Raw genomic sequence first — 15846 nt, forward strand, 5'->3', positions numbered from 1 at the left:
CAGCCCCCTGTGCGAACGCGACGAATCAGATGCCGCGCACGCGGAATGCGCCGGTGCGGTTCGACGCGACGATCATGTGGTTGTTCTCCAGTTCGCGCCAACCGTCTTCGGCGGGCTGCTCGAAGCCGGTGCTCGCCACGACGACGCCCTTCGGCTCGCCCTGCTTGGATCCGAGCTCACGGTAGTGCAGCACGCTATAGTCGCCCGCCTCGTCTTCGCGCCCGTAGCGGGCGTAAATATCGACGATCGCCTGCGCGGTGGGGCGTCCGCTTTCCGCGCGCAGGGCGATGAACTGGTCCTGGCTTTGGACCATGCAGTTGTAGCTCGAATCGGGGTAGGTGGCGCGCAGTTCGCGCACCGCCTGTGCGAGCGCCTCCTCGAGCGCGAAGCCGAAGCCCAGGTATTGCAGCACGATCGCGAAATACATGGCCGAATCAGACCGTCCGCCCGTGGACTGCACCAGGTTCTGGTCGATCGGGTAGGCGCGGTTCGTGGTGATGTTGCGGCCCTGCGCATCCGAGATGTCGCCGTTGTGCGCGAAGCCGAGGCCGCTGGCGAAGAACGGCTGCTGGTTTTCGAGGATGAGCGGCAGGTTCGAGCTCGCGAGGCGCAGGTGCCAGATGGCGCCGCGCGCGGGTGCATGCGCGAGCTCGTTGAAGATCGGGTCGTATTGCGCGGCGATCGTGTTGCGGTAGAGCGCCGAACCCGTTTCCGGGGAGGGCGCGCCGCCGTCGTTGATGTGCGCCGCGTGGCCGGGTTCGTTGATGAGCACGGCGCCCCAGCCATCGTTGTGGATTTCGCTCAGATCACGGAACGCGGCGCACTCGCGCATGCCAAGCATCTCGTCGAGGCTCACATTGACATTCGCGGTGGCGTATCCCAGTAATCTGCACATAGTCGTTTACTGTAACGGCTCCACACGGCGCCCGCCACCGATTCTCAGGATTTCGCTATCGGTTTTGCCTGTACCCACCGCAAGACCGTTGGAATACCAATGAAAACAGCCGTTGGCGCCTAGGGGCTAGACGCCAACGGCTGTGCGGGGCGCACTGGGCGGCCGCCCGTGGCTAGTGGATAGACGCGGACGGTCGGCCGGGGCCGCTCAGCCCACGCGCTTGAGGCGCGGCGGCCGCACGGTGGACAGGAAGAGCGGCTGCACTTCGGTGACCGGATTGTAGGGCGCCAAGCCGAACCATTTGACCGGCGAGCCGGCCACATGCCGGATCGCGTATTTGATGCGCAGCGCCCACGCCCCCTTCGCCGAGACCTTGGATTCCGGCATGAGGGCCTTGTGGATGAGGACGTACTTGATCGGGCCGATCTTCGGGTCGGCGTCGACCTTCGGGTAGCGGGTCGTCTGTTGGGGCAGGTCGCCGGTACGCAGCAGGTCATGCATGATCTGGTGCAGGTATGCGGGGATCGACTGCGAGACCTTGAACCCGAGGCGGATGCACACACGGAACAGGTAATCCGTGCCGTAATCCTCCACCGTGTATTCACGCGTGAACGGGTCGTCGGTCGTCTCGACCGACACGACCCACCAGGCGTGCGCGCGCTTGGGGTGGTTGGCGAAGATCGAGAAGAACACGTCGGTCTCCATGCGTTTCATGTCCTGATCCGAGGTCAGGTACACGATGTTGTCGGAATAATACGGGATCGTGGCGTCGTCGTGCAGCCGCTGCAGCACCGGCAGGCAGTCGTCGAGCTGCATGTGGCGCCGCTGCGCGCGTTCGAGCTTCGTGCCCTCGTTCCATGTGACCATCACGGTCAGGATCGCGAGCGTGAGCAGCGCGGTGAACCAGCCGCCGTGCATGAACTTCGCCATCGACGCCACGAAGAACAGGAGCATGATCGTGGGGAACACCACAGCGAACACCACGGCGGCCACATGCATGCGCTTGTGCCACAGGTACACGGTCACGAGGATCGACGTCATGACCATCGTCACAGTGAGCGCCAGGCCATAGGCGGCCGCGATGTGCTCCGAATTGCGGAAGATCAGCAGCACCGCCACCGTGGCCACGCACACCACGACATTGATGGTGGGAATGTACAGCTGGCCGCGTGTGCGCGCCGGGTAACGCACCTGCAGATGCGGCATCCAGTTGAGGCGCGTGGCCTCGGAGACGATCGTGAACGCGCCGGAGATCAGCGCCTGCGAGGCGATCACACCGGCTATGACCGAGAGCACGACCGCCACATAGCGCAATTCCGGGAACAGCATGGCGAAGAAGGGGTTCGGCGATCCGCCTTCCTGCACATACGCCGGGTCTTCGAGCGTGCGGATGATCCACGCGCCCTGCCCGAAGTACGAGAGCACGAGCGCAAGGTTGATGAACGGCCATGTGGCGTAGATGTTGCCGCGGCCCACATGGCCCATGTCGGAATACAGCGCCTCGGCGCCGGTGATCGACAGGAACACGGTGCCCATCAGCGCAAGGCCGGCATGGTTGTCACCGCTGAGCAGGAACTCCACGCCATAGACGGGGTTGAGTGCGCGCAGCACCTCGAGGTTGTGCGCCATGCTCATGGCGCCGGTGACCGCGATGAACAGGAACCAGATGAGCACGGCGGTGCCGAACACCTTGCCGATGCGCTCGGTGCCGCGCGACTGCACCGCGAACACGCCCACGATGATGACCAACGTGATGATGAGCATGAGGTTCGGGTTGGAGGCGAACACGCCCTGCAACGCCGGCAGGGTCTGCAGGCCTTCGACCGCCGAGCTGATCGACATGGCCGGCGTCAGTACGGAATCGGCCAGGAACGCGGCGCCGCCGATCATGGCGGGCACGATGAGCCAGCCGCCGTATCGGCGCAGCAGCGTGTACAGCGCGAAGATGCCGCCTTCGCCCTTGTTGTCCACGCGCATGCAGATGACCACGTACTCGATTGTCGTGATCAGCGTCATCGTCCAGAACACGAGCGAGAGCATGCCGATCACGGCAGTCTCGTCCGCATGGGTCACGCCGCCTTGGCCGGCGAGGAAGGTCTGCATCGTGTAGAGCGGCGACGTGCCGATGTCCCCATACACCACGCCGAGCGCCACGATCGACATGGCGAGCGTGACCTTGTCCGGCCCCGATTGCAGCTTGCGCCACCACCGGCCCATCGGCCCGCCCGCGCATGGCTGGTTGAGCCGCTGTGCCGCCTGCTGTTTGACGGCGCGTTCCTTGAGCAGCTCTTCGCGCTCCTGCTTGGTGAGTACCTCATGCGAGACCTTGGGGGCGCGGGTGTATTGCCCGGTCTGCGTGAGCAACGGGTCTTGTTCGTCATCAGGCCGTTGAGCCATCACGATGTCCTTTCAACAGTGGGGCTAGCCCCACCCTCAAAATACGGCATTAGGGTACGGTAATACCTCGTATGGCCAGACATGGCCGCACTTTTCGTACAGCGCACTCGCCGCGCGATGGTCGAGGCCTTGCCCTTCACGCCCGTTCAATGCGCGAAATCGTGATGGCGCGCGCAATGCGCACCAACGGGTTCCCCAGTCAACAGGCCGTGTTCAGACCCCATACACCTCGCGCGTCGTCGCGCGGGTCGCGCACGCCACCTCGTCGATCGGCAATGCCAGATATTGGGCAAGCGCATCCAAAGTGTATGGAATCATATATGGCGCGTTCGTGCGTCCGCGGTACGGCATCGGGGTCAGGTACGGCGCGTCGGTCTCCACCATCACATGGTCGAGCCCCACGATGCGCGCCGATTCGCGGATGCCGTCATTGCCCTTGTAGCTCGACGTGCCGGAAAGCGAGAGGTACCAGCCGTGTTCGCGCGCGATCCGCCCCATCTCGGCGTCGCCCGAATAGCTGTGGAACACGGTGCGCCGCGGCGCGCCGTCGGCGAGCAGTGTCTCGATCACTTCGCGGTGCGCGTCGCGGTCGTGGATCTGCAATGGCAGGTCGAGTTCCTTCGCGAGCGCGATATGCGCGCGGAACGCCTCGCGCTGCAGTTCCTTGGCCCCTTCGCCGGTGCGGAACAGGTCCATGCCTGTCTCGCCGATCGCCACGACCTGCCGCGGGTAGGCGCGCGCGATGCGCTCCACTTCGGCGATCGCGTCGTCGAAACTCACCTCGTGCCACGGCTTGTAGCGCAGCGGCAGGCCGTCGGGGCCGGGCACGCCGCGGTGGCCGTGCAACACGGATTCGTTGGGGTGGATCGCGATCGCCGCGTGCACCACGCCCGGGTGCTCGCGCGCCATGTCCACCGCGGTCATGAGGTCCGGCAGTTCGCAACCGCAGTCGATCACGCCTTCGACGCCCACTTCCTGTGCCTGCCCCAGCAGTTCATCGACGCTGTAGACAGGCACTTCGGGCTGCCCTTTGGCTTGCGCCTCGTGGCTCATCGCGCGCGAGAACGGCACGACGGAGGCCACATGCGTATGGTTGTCGACGACGTGTGCGTCGGCCGGCAGGGCCTGAGGCGCGGGCGCCCAATTGCGGTCGCGGTGTTTTTTGCTCATGGATGCAAGTCTACGCGCGCATCACCGCACGTCGTAGCTCACCGCGAAGATGCGCGCGGACGGCCGTTCGCTGTCCGACACGGTGAGGCGCACGGTATCGGGGTCGACATGCTCGACCGTCCACGGGCGCGCGCCGGGCGCATGGCCCGGCTGACCGGGGTCGGGGAACACCTGCCGCACATGTGCGCCATGCCCGAGCTGCAGGTACATCGAGTCGACGCCGCCGCGGCGCCAGACGGCCAGATACTCCACATGCTCGTTGCCGTCCATGAGCGCGGCCACATCCGGGTAGACCGCTTCGGCGATCGCGTGGTTGTGCCGCAGGCCGTAGGCGAGCCACGGGCCGTTGAAATCCGGCAGGTCGTCGGGCCACCATGGCATGAGGTGCCCTTGCTCGTCGAGCACGCGCCGGTGCAGCGCCACGGCGTCGCGCACGAGCGTGAGCCGGCGCTCGCCCATGCGGTTGATGAACCCGGAGAGGTAGAGGCGGCCCAGAATGCCGGCGGTCAACGTGAACACGGCGGTCTCGTCATCCATCTCCTCTTGCGCGTACCCGTCGATCCTGATCATGGACGACACGACGAGCGCGGTGGACATGGAGACCGAGGCGAAGATCCAGCAGCATCTGGCCGATCTGGAAGGCACGAAGACCATTGTGACGATCGCGCACCGCATCTCGTGGGTCAAGGACTGCGACCTGATCCTCATGCTCGAGCACGGGCGCATCGTGGAGCGCGGCACGCACGAGGAACTGGTCGCCGCGCACGGCCGCTACTGGCAGATCTACCGCAAACAGCTCGGCCTGCAATCGGGTCAGTCGCAGGGCTACACACAGGCCAGCGAGACGGCCGGCGGCGCAACGGACAAGACGAACTAAGGGAGGTGCACCATGGCACAACGCAATACCTACCGCGAAGATGAGGAACTCGAAGAGCAGATCAACCTGCGTGACCTGCGCCGTGTGGCCGTGTATCTCAAGCCGTACCGCAAGCGCATCGCCGCGATCGTGGCGGTCGTGGTCTCGATGAGCTGCATCGCCGTGAGTGTGCCGTACCTGACGAAGATCGTGATCGACGATGTGCTGCCGCACAAGGACTACGCGCTGCTCGGCTGGATCGCGCTCATCATGCTCGTGCTGATCATGCTGTACGAAGTGGCGTTGCGCTACCGCACGTACGAGATCACGCGCGTGGGCCAGCTCGTGCTCAAGGACATGCGGCGCGACCTGTTCACGCACATCCAGACACTGCCGTTCAGCTATTTCGATTCGCGCCCGCACGGCAAGATCCTGATCCGCGTCGTCAACTACGTGAACACACTGTCCGACACGCTCAGCTCGGGGCTGATCAACGTGATCTCCGACGTGTTCACATTCGTGATCACGCTCATCATCATGTTCGCGATCGACTGGCGGCTCGCCCTGTGGAGCCTCGTGCTGTTCCCGCTGCTCATCGTGGTGGTGCGCGTGCTGCAGCATTTCCAGCGCAAGGCGTACCAGCGGCTGAGCAACAAGCAGAGCAACCTCAACGCCTACATCCACGAGTCGATCGCCGGCGTGAAGACGACGCAGACCTTCGCGCGCGAGCGCGAGCAGTTCGCCACGTTCCAAGAACAGCAGGGGCAGGTGCGCAGCGCGTGGATGCGCGCGGTGCACCTGCAGTTCCTGCTGTGGCCGAGCATGGAGATCATCTCGGTGAGCACGATGGCACTGCTGTATTACGTGGGCATCATGAACATCTGCGGCGTGGCCGCCACAACGGGCACGCTGATTGCGTTCATCGGCTACGCGAACAATTTCTGGAACCCGGTCATGAACATCGGCAATTTCTACAACCAGCTCATCACGTGTTCGGCGTATCTGGAGCGCATCTTCGAGACGCTCGACGTGCGGCCCGAGATCACCGACGCGCCTGATGCGGTGGAACTGCCGCCGGTGCGCGGGCAGGTCGATTTCAACGATGTCGTGTTCCGGTATGAGCCCGACGGACGCGCCATCCTCAACCTCGTGGACCTGCATGTGCGCCCGGGGCAGACGGTCGCGCTCGTGGGGCCGACCGGCGCCGGCAAGACGACGATCATCAACTTGCTGTCGCGTTTCTACGACGTGGCGGAAGGGTCGGTCACGATCGACGGGCACGATGTGCGCAGTGTGACGCTCGAGTCGCTGCGCCGGCAGATGGGCGTGATGCTGCAGGACACGTTCATCTTCTCCGGCACGATCCGCGACAACATCCGCTACGGCAAGCTCAACGCGACCGACGAGCAGATCGAGCGCGCGGCGAAGGCCGTGCACGCGCACGAGTTCATCATGCAGCTGCCCAACGGCTACGACACCGTGGTCGAGGAGCGTGGCTCGACGCTGTCGATGGGCCAGCGCCAGCTCATCGCGTTCGCGCGCGTGCTGTTCGCCGACCCGCGCATCCTGATCCTCGACGAGGCGACGAGCAACATCGACACACAGACCGAGGAGGCGCTGCAGGCGGGGCTCGCGCACCTGCTCGTGGGGCGCACGAGCTTCATCATCGCGCACCGGCTGAGCACGATCGAGGACGCCGACATGATCTGCTACGTGGACCACGGGCAGATTGTGGAGCAGGGCACGCACAGCGAGCTGATGGCCAAGCGCGGCGCTTACTGGCGCCTCGTCGAGGCGCAATACGCGATGATCGCCGACGCGCTCTGCTGAGTGCCGGCGGCAGCGTGCAGGAAAAGAGAAAGCCGGCGGAGAGAAGGCCGCCGGCTCAGAGAGAAGAGAGAAGAAGGGTTCAGTTATGGGGTTCTAGAGAAGGAACCTCGTCAACGACGTCACAGGCATCGCTGATAGGTATCAATATACGCCATCGGCCTGTACCACGTTCGACTTTTTTGCTCACAGCTAGCTTGGGTGTGAGCGCGCACACATCTAAGCTGGACGTTCGCTGGCGGCGGGTGTGCGCACACCCGCCGCCAGCGCGCATCACTCGTTGGCGGCGAGCTTCGCCTTCTCCGCTTCCAGACGCTCGGATTCCGCCTGTTTGCGGGCGTTGAGCGCCTCCTCGAAGCGCGCGAGTTCCTCGTCGACCGCCTCGGCAGGGATCTTGGCGAAGATCGGCGTCGGCTTGGCCACCGGGGCACCGACCTCGATCGGCTCGCTCTTCCATGGGCGCACCGTTTCACCGAGCACATAGTCGCCGGTGATCACCGGGTAGTGGAACGCCGGGTTGTCGAGGTCCTCCACCTCTTCGATGCGCGGCAGCGGCGAGAACACGCCCGTGCCGCCAAGCGCCTCGAACACCTTCTGCGCCGAATGCGGCAGGAACGGCGCGAGCAGGTGGTTCGCGTCCATCACGGCCTGGGCCGCCACATGCAGCACGGTGCCGAGGCGTTCCGGGTCGTCCTTGATCTTCCACGGTTCGGTGGCCGAGATGTACTTGTTGATGTCGCCCACCACGCGCATCGCCTCGTTCAGCGCGTTCTTCTGGCGGTGGTGTTCGATCAGGTCGCCCACCGTGGCGAAGGCGCCGGCCGATTCGGCGAGCAGCGCGCGGTCGTCGTCGGTCAGCTTCGATTCCACCACCGGCGGCACCTCGCCGAAGTTCTTGGCGATGAGGTTGGCCACGCGGTTGACGAGGTTGCCCCACGACGCGGCGAGTTCCTCGTTGTTGTGGCGCACGAACTCGGACCACGTGAAGTCGGAGTCGGAGGTCTCCGGGCCGGCCATCGAGATGTAGTAGCGCACGGCGTCCACCGGGTAGCGTTCGAGGATGTCCTTGACATAGATGACGATGCCGCGCGACGAGCTGAACTTCTTGCCTTCCATCGTCATGAACTCGGACGCCACGACCTGCTCGGGCAGGTTGAGCGGGCCGAGCTGACCGGTTTCGCCGCCGCGCGAGCCCTGGCCGTTGTAGGCGAGCATCTCGGAGGGCCAGATCTGCGAATGGAACGTGATGTTGTCTTTGCCCATGAAGTAATAGCCCGGCGCCTCTGGGCTGTTCCACCACTTGCGCCACGCCTCGGGGTCACCCGAACGGCGCGCCCACTCGATCGAGGCGGAAAGGTAGCCGATCACCGCGTCGAACCACACGTACAGGCGCTTGTTCGGGTTGTCGATCCAGCCGGGCACGGGGATCGGGATGCCCCAGTCGATGTCGCGCGTGATCGCGCGCGGCTTGACTTCGCGGAACAGGCCGATCGAGAAGTTCAGCACGTTCGTGCGCCAGCCCTGGCGCGTCTTGAGCCACGCCAGATTCGCGTCGGCGAGCGCCGGCAGGTCGAGGAAGTAGTGTTCGCTCTCCTGGAAGATCGGTGTTTCGCCGTTGATCTTGGAGACCGGGTTGATCAGTTCGTCGGGGTCGAGCTCGTTGCCGCAGTTGTCGCACTGGTCGCCGCGCGCGCCCGGCGCATGGCAGATCGGGCATTCGCCCTCGATGTAGCGGTCGGGCAGCGTGCGCCCGGTGGACGGCGAGATCGCGACTTTCTGCACGCCCTTGTAGATGTAGCCGTTGGCAAGGCACTGGCGGAACAGCTCCTGTACCACCAGTTCGTGGTTCTTGGTGGTGGTGCGCGTGAAGAGGTCGTAGCTCAGGCCGAGCTTGCACAGGTCGCTGGCGATGACGCGGTTGTAGCGGTCGGCGAGTTCCTGCGGGGTCACGCCTTCCTTGTCCGCTTCCACGAGGATCGGGGTGCCGTGCTCATCGGTGCCGGAGACCATGAGCACATCATTGCCCTTCATGCGCTGGTAGCGCGCATAGACGTCGGAGGGCACGCCGAACCCGGCGACGTGGCCGATATGACGGGGGCCGTTGGCATACGGCCAAGCAACATTCACCATAATATGAGTCATGCGCCGATTATCCGGCCGAGCTAGGACACTGCGGGGCCGCCCGGCCCCCGTCGAATCCACCGCCGTGTCCACATGCGCACGGGCGCGCGGCACGGGTTGTCCACATATCCACAATGCACCCGCCCCGGGTTGCGCCACACCGTGCATGCGGCTTACGCTGTGCGCCCATGACGACCGACATGTACCAGCCCATGCTGCCGTTGTGGGACGAGCCGCCCACCGAGCGCAGCGACCCGCCGCCAGCGCCGCTTTCGCTGCCCGGACCGCCGCCGATCATCACAGCCGAGCACGTGACCGGCCCGCTCGGCATGCACATGCTCATCGATCTGGGCATCCTTATCCCACTTGACGACGCGCACGCCTACCGCCGCGACGACGGCGATTCGCTGTACGGGCGCGCGGCGATCACGGCAGCGGCGCTGCCGAAGCGCATCACCTCGATGACCGTGTGCGGGGCGACCGCGGCATGGGTGTGGCACGGCGGCGACTTCCCCACCACAGTGGACATCCTCTCGTCGAGCCACCACCGCACGCGCGTGTTCGGCCGGCCGATCCGCACGCGCGCACGGCGTGTGCCAGCCGACCAAATCACGTCAATCGGCACGCTCAGCCTCACCACGCCCGAACGCACCGCGTGCGACCTCGCGCTGAGCCCGATCGAGGAGATCCGCGCGCACAGCTGGCAGCCGGTCATCGCCGAACTGATGAAACAATACGACTTCGGGCCGCAGCCGTGCCTGAACATTCTCGATGGCTGCAGTTACCTGCACACCGCCAAGCAGGCGCGCGACGTGCTCACCGACTTCGCATGCATCGCCTGACCCAGAAAGGACCCGCCATGCCTTCCACCCGCAGGGGAAACGCGAGCGCCCGCCGCCGGCTCGCCGCCACCACGTGCACGGGCCAACACGACGGGCCGGCGCGCCCGCTCGACCCACCGGCGCCGCCGATCGCGCTGAACGCCGTGGTGGCGAGCGATCCGGACACGCCGATCGATGTGCTGTGGCACATCGCACGCCACGCCCCGCATTTGCGCAAATGGGTCGTCGTCAACCGCGCCGCCGACGCGAACCTGCTCGAGTTCATCTCGCAGCAGGGCGGCCCCGGTGTGCGCGAGACGCTCGAGCTGCTGCTCGACGCGCTCGAACGGCGCGCCTGAACTCACTGTTTGAGCGCAAGTACGGCCGCGTACACCTGCTTTTTGTTCGCGAGCGACCCGTCGGGCGCCGGATGCTGCTCCACGACGTGCGCAATCGCGTCTTTGATGCGCATGTGCTCATCGCTCGCCATCCGCTGCGCGAGCCGTGCGAGCTCCTGCACATCGAGCGCGCGCCCCTGCTGTGGCTCGGCACCGGTCGCGCCGCCGACGACGAGCACCATCTCGCCGCGCGGCGGGTCGGATTCGACCGACGCGCGCACTTCGCCGATTGTACCGCGGCGGATCTGCTCGTAGTCCTTCGTCAGTTCGCGGCACAGCGCCATCGGGCGGTCGGCGCCGAAGGCCGCTTCGAGGTCGGCCATCGCCTCGTCGATGCGGTGCACCGTCTCGTAGAAGACCATCGTGCGGCGTTCCGACTGGAGCATGCGCAGATGCTGCATGCGGTCGGCGTGCTTGCGCGGCAGGAACCCCTCGTAGCAGAAACGGTCGGTCGGCAGGCCCGACAACGCGAGCGCGTCGAGCACGGCGGACGGCCCGGGCGCGCACGTGACCGGCAGGCCGCGTTCGATCGCCCGGCGCACGATCGCGAGCCCGGGATCGTTGATCGTGGGCATGCCGGCGTCGGAGACGACGAGCACCGTGGCGCCGGCCTCCACCTGGTCGAGCAGTCCGTCGGCCTTGCCGCGCTCATTGTGGTCGTGGTTCGCCACCACATGGCCGCCGACGTGCACACCGAGCCTGTTGGCGAGCGCGTACAGCCGCCGCGTGTCTTCAGCCGCCACGATGTCGGCGCGCTCGAGCAGCGCCACGAGCCGCGCCGAGGCGTCGGCCGTGTTGCCGATCGGCGTGGCCGCGAGTACGACTGTTCCACGTGGAACAGTGACATCCGGCGCCTGCACAGCCTGCTCCCCCACCTGCGCCTGCGCTCCCACCTGAGTCATGTGCCCTGCCTCCAATCATGGCCGCCGCTGCGCGGCCCTATGCGAATGCCTTCCCTCAAATATAAGAGCACGACCATAATGGAACGCAGCAGCCCAAGGAGGACCCCATGTCGCAACCGCCGCAACCACGCGCATCCGCCGCCCGCACCGGCGCACGGCACGCCGCGCACGCCGCACGCGTGCATGCCGGCCTGTTAGCCCACCCCACGCGCGACGTGGAGTGGGCGTGCACATTGATCGTCGCGCTGTTCGGCGCGCTGCTGCGCTTTGTGCGCCTCGGCGAGCCGCGCGCGGTCGTGTTCGACGAGACGTACTACGTCAAGGACGCGTGGACGATGCTCCAGACGGGCGAGCCGCGCAACTGGCCGCAGACGGTACCGTACCTGGGGCAGGACGTCAACCCGAACATCCCGTTCGCGAGCGGCGAGACCGACCTATGGCTCGATTCGGCCGAATACGTGGTGCACCCGCCGGTGGGTAAATGGTTCATCGCGTGGGGCCTCAAGCTCTTCGGCGGCGCGGCGAACCCCTTCGCATGGCGCGCCGCGACGGCGATCGCCGGTACGATCGCGATCATCGTGCTGATCCGCGTGATCCTGCGCCTGTTCCGCAACCTGCCGATCGCGCTGTTCGGCGGTGTACTGATGGCGATCGACGGCGTGGGGATCACGATGAGCCGCACCGGCCTGCTCGACATCTTCATCATGGTGCTCGCGCTCGGCGCGTTCAGCCTGCTGCTGATGCACCGCGACTGGGCCAAGGCGCGACTCGAGCGCGCCGCCGACCCGACCGCGCGGCCGCCGCAGATCGCGGTCTCGTGGTACCGCATCAGCGCGGCCGTGCTGCTCGGACTGGCGACGGGCGTCAAATGGTCGGGCACGTATTTCATGGCCGTCTTCTGCGTGATCAGTGTGCTGTGGGACGCGTGGATGCGCCATCAGGCTGGCTACCGGCACTGGTTCCTCACCGGCGTGCTGCGCGACGGCGTGCTCGCCGCGTGCACGATGCTGCCGACCTACGCGCTTGCCTATGTGTCCACATGGACCGGCTGGTTCCTGCACCCGGACTCCTACATGCACGACTGGGCGCGGCTGCATCCGGGCGAGGGCATCCAGTGGCTGCCCGAGTCGTGGCGCTCGTTCGTGCAGTACCACGCGCAGATGTGGCAGTTCCACACCACGCTCGACGCGCCGCACGACTACAAGGCGAACCCGCTCACCTGGCCGCTGCAGATCCGCCCCACGAGCTTCTACTGGGAGAAGCTGCCCGATCACCCCGGCCTGTGTTCGCTCGCGCCGGACTCGCAATGCGTGGCGGCGATCACTTCGCTTGGCAACCCGCTCATCTGGTGGCTCGGGTCGCTGTGCGCGCTCGGCGCGATCGCTGTCGCGATTTGGCGCCGCGGTGACTGGCGCATCTGGGCGGTGCTCGCCGGGTTCCTCGGCGGCTGGCTGCCGTGGGCGCAGTACCTGAACCGCACCACGTTCACGTTCTATTCGATCGTGCTGCTGCCGTGGATGATCCTCGCGATCTGCTACGTGTTCGACTGGCTGCGCACAACCGTCTCGCGCGCCACATGGCACGCCGCCCTCGGCTCCACACTGGGGCTGTGCCTGCTCGTCTCCGCGTTCTTCTACCCGATCTGGACGGCGATGCCCGTACCCTACGAGTTCTGGCTGAGCCACATGTGGCTCGAGTCGTGGATCTGACGGCCCACCACCGGCCGGCGTATCATAGTCATATCGTTGAACTATATGGGCGAGCCTCGCCTACACCAATCACAAAGAAGGCAACATGCAGTACATCGAACAGACGATCACCGGCATCGACGGCACCACCGCGCGGTTCATCGGCTATGTGCCCGACAATTCCCCCGAGGTCGTGCCCGACCGCACACGCCCCACCGTGCTGATCGTGCCCGGCGGCGGCTACGAGATGACGTCGGACCGTGAGGGTGAACCGATCGCCCTGCAGTTCCTGGCGGCCGACTGCAACGCCTTCGTGCTGCGCTACTCGTGCGCGCCTTCGGTCTACCCCACCGCGCTGCTCGAAGTGGCCGAGGCGATGCGCCTCATTCTGGACAATGCCGAAGCGTGGCACGTCGACCCGGCGCGCATCGCCGTGCTCGGCTTCTCCGCGGGCGGCCATCTGGCCGCCGACTTCGCCACATCCGCCTCCGACGGCGTGCTGCGCGCGCACGGCTACGACCCCGCGCTGCTCGCGCCGACCGCGCTCATGCTCGCCTACCCGGTCGTCACCTCGGGCGCATACCGCCACGACGGCAGTTTCCGCGCGCTGCTCGGCAACCGCTACGGCGACGACGACGCGATGCACGAGGTGAGCATCGAAGAGCACATCGACGCGCGCACGCCACCGGTCTTCGTCTGGCACACCATGCCCGACGACTGTGTGCCCGTGCAGAACACGCTCATGCTCATCGAGGCGTGCCACGCCGCGCACGTGCCGGTCGAAGCGCACCTGTTCCCCGAAGGCGGCCATGGCCTTGCGCTCGCCACCGCGCAGACCGCATGGCAAGGCGTCAACGGCATCGAACCCGGCGTGCAGGCGTGGATCGGGCTGGCCCTCGACTGGCTCGCGCGCACGTTCGCCGACTGACGCACACTGCCATCGTGCGTGAGGTACGATGGCAGTGCCGATTCCACCCCTCCGACCACCAACAAGGACGCCAATCCACATGACCCTCGCAGCATGGCAGCAGATCCTCGACCAGCACGGCGTCGCCGCTTCGGGCAGGCCCAAGCCGATCCTCGCCTCACATGAGGTGACCGTGCGCGACACCACATCGGCCAAGCGCTTCGAAAAGCGCAAGCGCATGACGCAGGAGGAACGCCATCTGCAGATCCTGCGCGCCGCGTCGAAGATCCTCGCCGTCAAAGGGTATTGGGGCATGTCGCTGCAGGATATCTCCGACGAGATCGGCATCAGCGAGGCCGCGCTCTACCATTACATCGCCTCGAAAGAGGACCTGCTGGCCATGGTGCTCACCGAGGGGTACGACACGACGGAGTCGAACGAGTTCGCGGCGTTCAGCGCGTCGGCGGTGGACGCCGACGGCCACCGCATCTACTATTACCCGCGCTATTGCCTCACTTCGCCTACGACAAGAACGACGATATCAATCTGGTGCGCGAATACCTGCGCCGTTTCAAGCGGGAGTTCAAGCAGGACTTCATCTCGGGTTTGCTGCTGCTCGCGCTGATTGCGGCCGTCCTCTTTGGACTGGGCTTCTGGGCCTCATGGGACACCGACCTGGCATACGCGCCGCTGATCGTCATGGTGGCGGCCACCGTCGTCACACTCGTGATCGCCGAATACATCTTCGCGCTGCAGGCGCGCTTCGCCAACCCGCTGCCCCGCCAGTGGAAGCTCGCCGCGCTGTTCCCGTGGCGCGCGTTCGGCTGCACGCTCGCCCTGATCGGCGTCGACATCGTGGCGCTCAGTCTGGCGTTGTTCGTGCCGTTCATCCGCGTGCTCATGCTCATCTTCGGCCTGAGCTGGGTCTTCTACGCGAAGTCATTGATCCTGCTGTGGGGCTTTCGCAAGTACGGCGGCTACGGCGAGGTCGAGCGCACCACGTACGTCAACGCCAACAGCGGCATGTGAGGCCCGTCGCTCAGTCTTGCTATGAATGAATGCGGTAGCAGCTGTACTGTCACACCGCATAAGGAACGTTTGCCCCATGGGATTCTTTCATTTCATCGCCGGACTGCTCAAGGACCCGCGCGCTGCGATCGCCAGCTGGATCGCGATGGGCGTGGCGCCAACGCTCGGATTCATCTTCCTGATCATCTTCATCGAGACCGGTGTGGTGTTCTTCCCGTTCCTGCCCGGCGACTCGCTGCTGTTCGCCGCCGGCTTCTTCGCCGCGCCGGATGCGGCCACCGGCCAGTCCGCGCTGCCGATCGCCGCACTGCTGCCGGTCGTGTGGCTCGCCCCGATCATCGGCGACCAGTGCAACTATTTCATCGGGCATTTCTTCGGGCGCCGCATCATCGAATCGGGCAAGGTCAAGGCCATGACGCCCGAGCGCATCGCCAAAACTGAGACGATGATCGACCGCTGGGGCCCGCTCGCCGTGTTCCTGGGGCGTTTCTTCCCGTTCATCCGCACCTTCATGCCGTTCATCTCGGGCATTTCGGGCATGCAGTGGCGCCGCTTCACGCCATTCTCCGTATTGGGCGGCCTCGTGTGGTCGTCGCTGTTCACCCTGCTCGGCTATTTCTTCGGCGGCATCCCGGTGGTGCAGGAGAACTTCGAACTCGTGATCGTGGCGATCCTGCTCATCTCGCTGATCCCCACCGTGGTCGGCCTCATCAAGGCGAAGTTCGGCAAGAAGAAGCCGCAGTCGGCGGCCGTGATCGCCAAAGAGGAGACGACGCCCCTCACTGAGGACGACGCGCGCTGACAGAGGCTGAATTCCACAGGCCAACGAGTTCAC

The 15846-nt window shown here is 65.7% G+C and carries 13 protein-coding genes and 2 pseudogenes; 9 read left to right on the top strand and 6 right to left on the bottom strand.

The features are described from left to right. Positions 1 to 25: 25 nt before the first annotated feature. The 4 genes and pseudogenes from BPSG_RS01480 to BPSG_RS01495 all read right to left on the bottom strand — a co-directional run. Positions 26 to 895, bottom strand: a complete 870-nt coding sequence (locus tag BPSG_RS01480; protein ID WP_026644101.1) for a class II glutamine amidotransferase — start codon at positions 893 to 895, stop codon at positions 26 to 28. 207 nt (positions 896 to 1102) lie between these two features. Then, a complete protein-coding gene (locus tag BPSG_RS01485) occupies positions 1103 to 3292 on the bottom strand; it encodes a KUP/HAK/KT family potassium transporter (protein ID WP_026644102.1) in 2190 nt (729 codons plus the stop codon). Between the two features lie 213 nt (positions 3293 to 3505). Beyond that, a complete protein-coding gene (locus BPSG_RS01490) occupies positions 3506 to 4462 on the bottom strand; it encodes a TatD family hydrolase (protein ID WP_026644103.1) in 957 nt (318 codons plus the stop codon). A gap of 21 nt (positions 4463 to 4483) precedes the next feature. Further along, positions 4484 to 5017, bottom strand: a pseudogene (locus BPSG_RS01495) (glycoside hydrolase family 36 protein); the annotation flags it as partial. On the opposite strand from BPSG_RS01495, the pseudogene BPSG_RS01500 reads away from it, so the two are divergent. Both BPSG_RS01500 and BPSG_RS01505 read left to right on the top strand, forming a co-directional pair. After that, positions 5016 to 5339: pseudogene (locus BPSG_RS01500) on the top strand (hypothetical protein); the annotation flags it as partial. The pseudogenes BPSG_RS01495 and BPSG_RS01500 overlap by 2 nt on opposite strands. A gap of 12 nt (positions 5340 to 5351) precedes the next feature. Beyond that, positions 5352 to 7148, top strand: a complete 1797-nt coding sequence (locus BPSG_RS01505) for an ABC transporter ATP-binding protein (protein WP_026644106.1) — start codon at positions 5352 to 5354, stop codon at positions 7146 to 7148. 270 nt (positions 7149 to 7418) lie between these two features. On the opposite strand, the gene metG is transcribed toward BPSG_RS01505, so the two are convergent. Continuing rightward, on the bottom strand, positions 7419 to 9287 hold the full coding sequence (gene metG, locus BPSG_RS01510) for a methionine--tRNA ligase (protein ID WP_026644107.1): 1869 nt from the start codon (positions 9285 to 9287) through the stop codon (positions 7419 to 7421). 167 nt (positions 9288 to 9454) lie between these two features. Here metG and BPSG_RS08595 point away from each other — a divergent pair, with 167 nt between their 5' ends. Together BPSG_RS08595 and BPSG_RS01520 are read left to right on the top strand one after the other, a co-directional pair. Beyond that, positions 9455 to 10108 carry a hypothetical protein gene (locus BPSG_RS08595; protein WP_052108660.1) on the top strand — a complete coding sequence of 218 codons (654 nt, stop codon included), beginning with the start codon at positions 9455 to 9457 and terminating at the stop codon, positions 10106 to 10108. 17 nt (positions 10109 to 10125) lie between these two features. Further along, a complete protein-coding gene (locus tag BPSG_RS01520) occupies positions 10126 to 10446 on the top strand; it encodes a variant leucine-rich repeat-containing protein (protein WP_236710311.1) in 321 nt (106 codons plus the stop codon). A gap of 2 nt (positions 10447 to 10448) precedes the next feature. Here the strand turns inward: BPSG_RS01520 and rsmI are convergent, their stop codons facing one another. Next, complete coding sequence (gene rsmI / locus BPSG_RS01525; protein ID WP_051592113.1) at positions 10449 to 11387, bottom strand: 16S rRNA (cytidine(1402)-2'-O)-methyltransferase; 939 nt, start codon at positions 11385 to 11387, stop codon at positions 10449 to 10451. 107 nt (positions 11388 to 11494) lie between these two features. Here rsmI and BPSG_RS01530 point away from each other — a divergent pair, with 107 nt between their 5' ends. From BPSG_RS01530 to BPSG_RS01550, 5 genes are all read left to right on the top strand, one after another. Beyond that, entirely contained in the window at positions 11495 to 13096 is a 1602-nt protein-coding gene (locus tag BPSG_RS01530) for a dolichyl-phosphate-mannose--protein mannosyltransferase (RefSeq protein WP_080699284.1), read from the top strand. An 85-nt stretch (positions 13097 to 13181) separates the two neighbouring features. Then, positions 13182 to 14003, top strand: coding sequence for an alpha/beta hydrolase (locus tag BPSG_RS01535; RefSeq protein WP_026644110.1), 822 nt, complete (start codon positions 13182 to 13184; stop codon positions 14001 to 14003). A gap of 79 nt (positions 14004 to 14082) precedes the next feature. Continuing rightward, positions 14083 to 14607 (top strand): TetR/AcrR family transcriptional regulator, encoded by a 525-nt coding sequence (locus tag BPSG_RS08385; protein WP_080699285.1) that lies wholly within the window; start codon positions 14083 to 14085, stop codon positions 14605 to 14607. Then, entirely contained in the window at positions 14532 to 15011 is a 480-nt protein-coding gene (locus tag BPSG_RS01545; RefSeq protein WP_129865824.1) for a YesL family protein, read from the top strand. The genes BPSG_RS08385 and BPSG_RS01545 overlap by 76 nt, the downstream gene beginning before the upstream one ends. Before the next feature lie 76 nt (positions 15012 to 15087). Continuing rightward, positions 15088 to 15813, top strand: coding sequence for a DedA family protein (locus BPSG_RS01550; RefSeq protein WP_026644111.1), 726 nt, complete (start codon positions 15088 to 15090; stop codon positions 15811 to 15813). Positions 15814 to 15846 lie beyond the last annotated feature (33 nt).

It is taken from the genome of Bifidobacterium pseudolongum subsp. globosum, assembly GCF_000741295.1.
GTDB classification, from domain to species: domain Bacteria; phylum Actinomycetota; class Actinomycetes; order Actinomycetales; family Bifidobacteriaceae; genus Bifidobacterium; species Bifidobacterium globosum.

What these genes read in the sequence shown, in the direction of transcription:
- BPSG_RS08595 (WP_052108660.1), top strand. Translation starts at nt 9,455, where the DNA reads ATGACGACCGACATGTACCAGCCCATGCTGCCGTTGTGGGACGAGCCG.
- BPSG_RS01480 (WP_026644101.1), bottom strand. Translation starts at nt 895, where the DNA reads ATGTGCAGATTACTGGGATACGCCACCGCGAATGTCAATGTGAGCCTC.
- metG (WP_026644107.1), bottom strand. Translation starts at nt 9,287, where the DNA reads ATGACTCATATTATGGTGAATGTTGCTTGGCCGTATGCCAACGGCCCC.
- BPSG_RS01550 (WP_026644111.1), top strand. Translation starts at nt 15,088, where the DNA reads ATGGGATTCTTTCATTTCATCGCCGGACTGCTCAAGGACCCGCGCGCT.
- rsmI (WP_051592113.1), bottom strand. Translation starts at nt 11,387, where the DNA reads ATGACTCAGGTGGGAGCGCAGGCGCAGGTGGGGGAGCAGGCTGTGCAG.
- BPSG_RS01485 (WP_026644102.1), bottom strand. Translation starts at nt 3,292, where the DNA reads ATGGCTCAACGGCCTGATGACGAACAAGACCCGTTGCTCACGCAGACC.
- BPSG_RS01505 (WP_026644106.1), top strand. Translation starts at nt 5,352, where the DNA reads ATGGCACAACGCAATACCTACCGCGAAGATGAGGAACTCGAAGAGCAG.
- BPSG_RS01535 (WP_026644110.1), top strand. Translation starts at nt 13,182, where the DNA reads ATGCAGTACATCGAACAGACGATCACCGGCATCGACGGCACCACCGCG.
- BPSG_RS01530 (WP_080699284.1), top strand. Translation starts at nt 11,495, where the DNA reads ATGTCGCAACCGCCGCAACCACGCGCATCCGCCGCCCGCACCGGCGCA.
- BPSG_RS01520 (WP_236710311.1), top strand. Translation starts at nt 10,126, where the DNA reads ATGCCTTCCACCCGCAGGGGAAACGCGAGCGCCCGCCGCCGGCTCGCC.
- BPSG_RS08385 (WP_080699285.1), top strand. Translation starts at nt 14,083, where the DNA reads ATGACCCTCGCAGCATGGCAGCAGATCCTCGACCAGCACGGCGTCGCC.
- BPSG_RS01490 (WP_026644103.1), bottom strand. Translation starts at nt 4,462, where the DNA reads ATGAGCAAAAAACACCGCGACCGCAATTGGGCGCCCGCGCCTCAGGCC.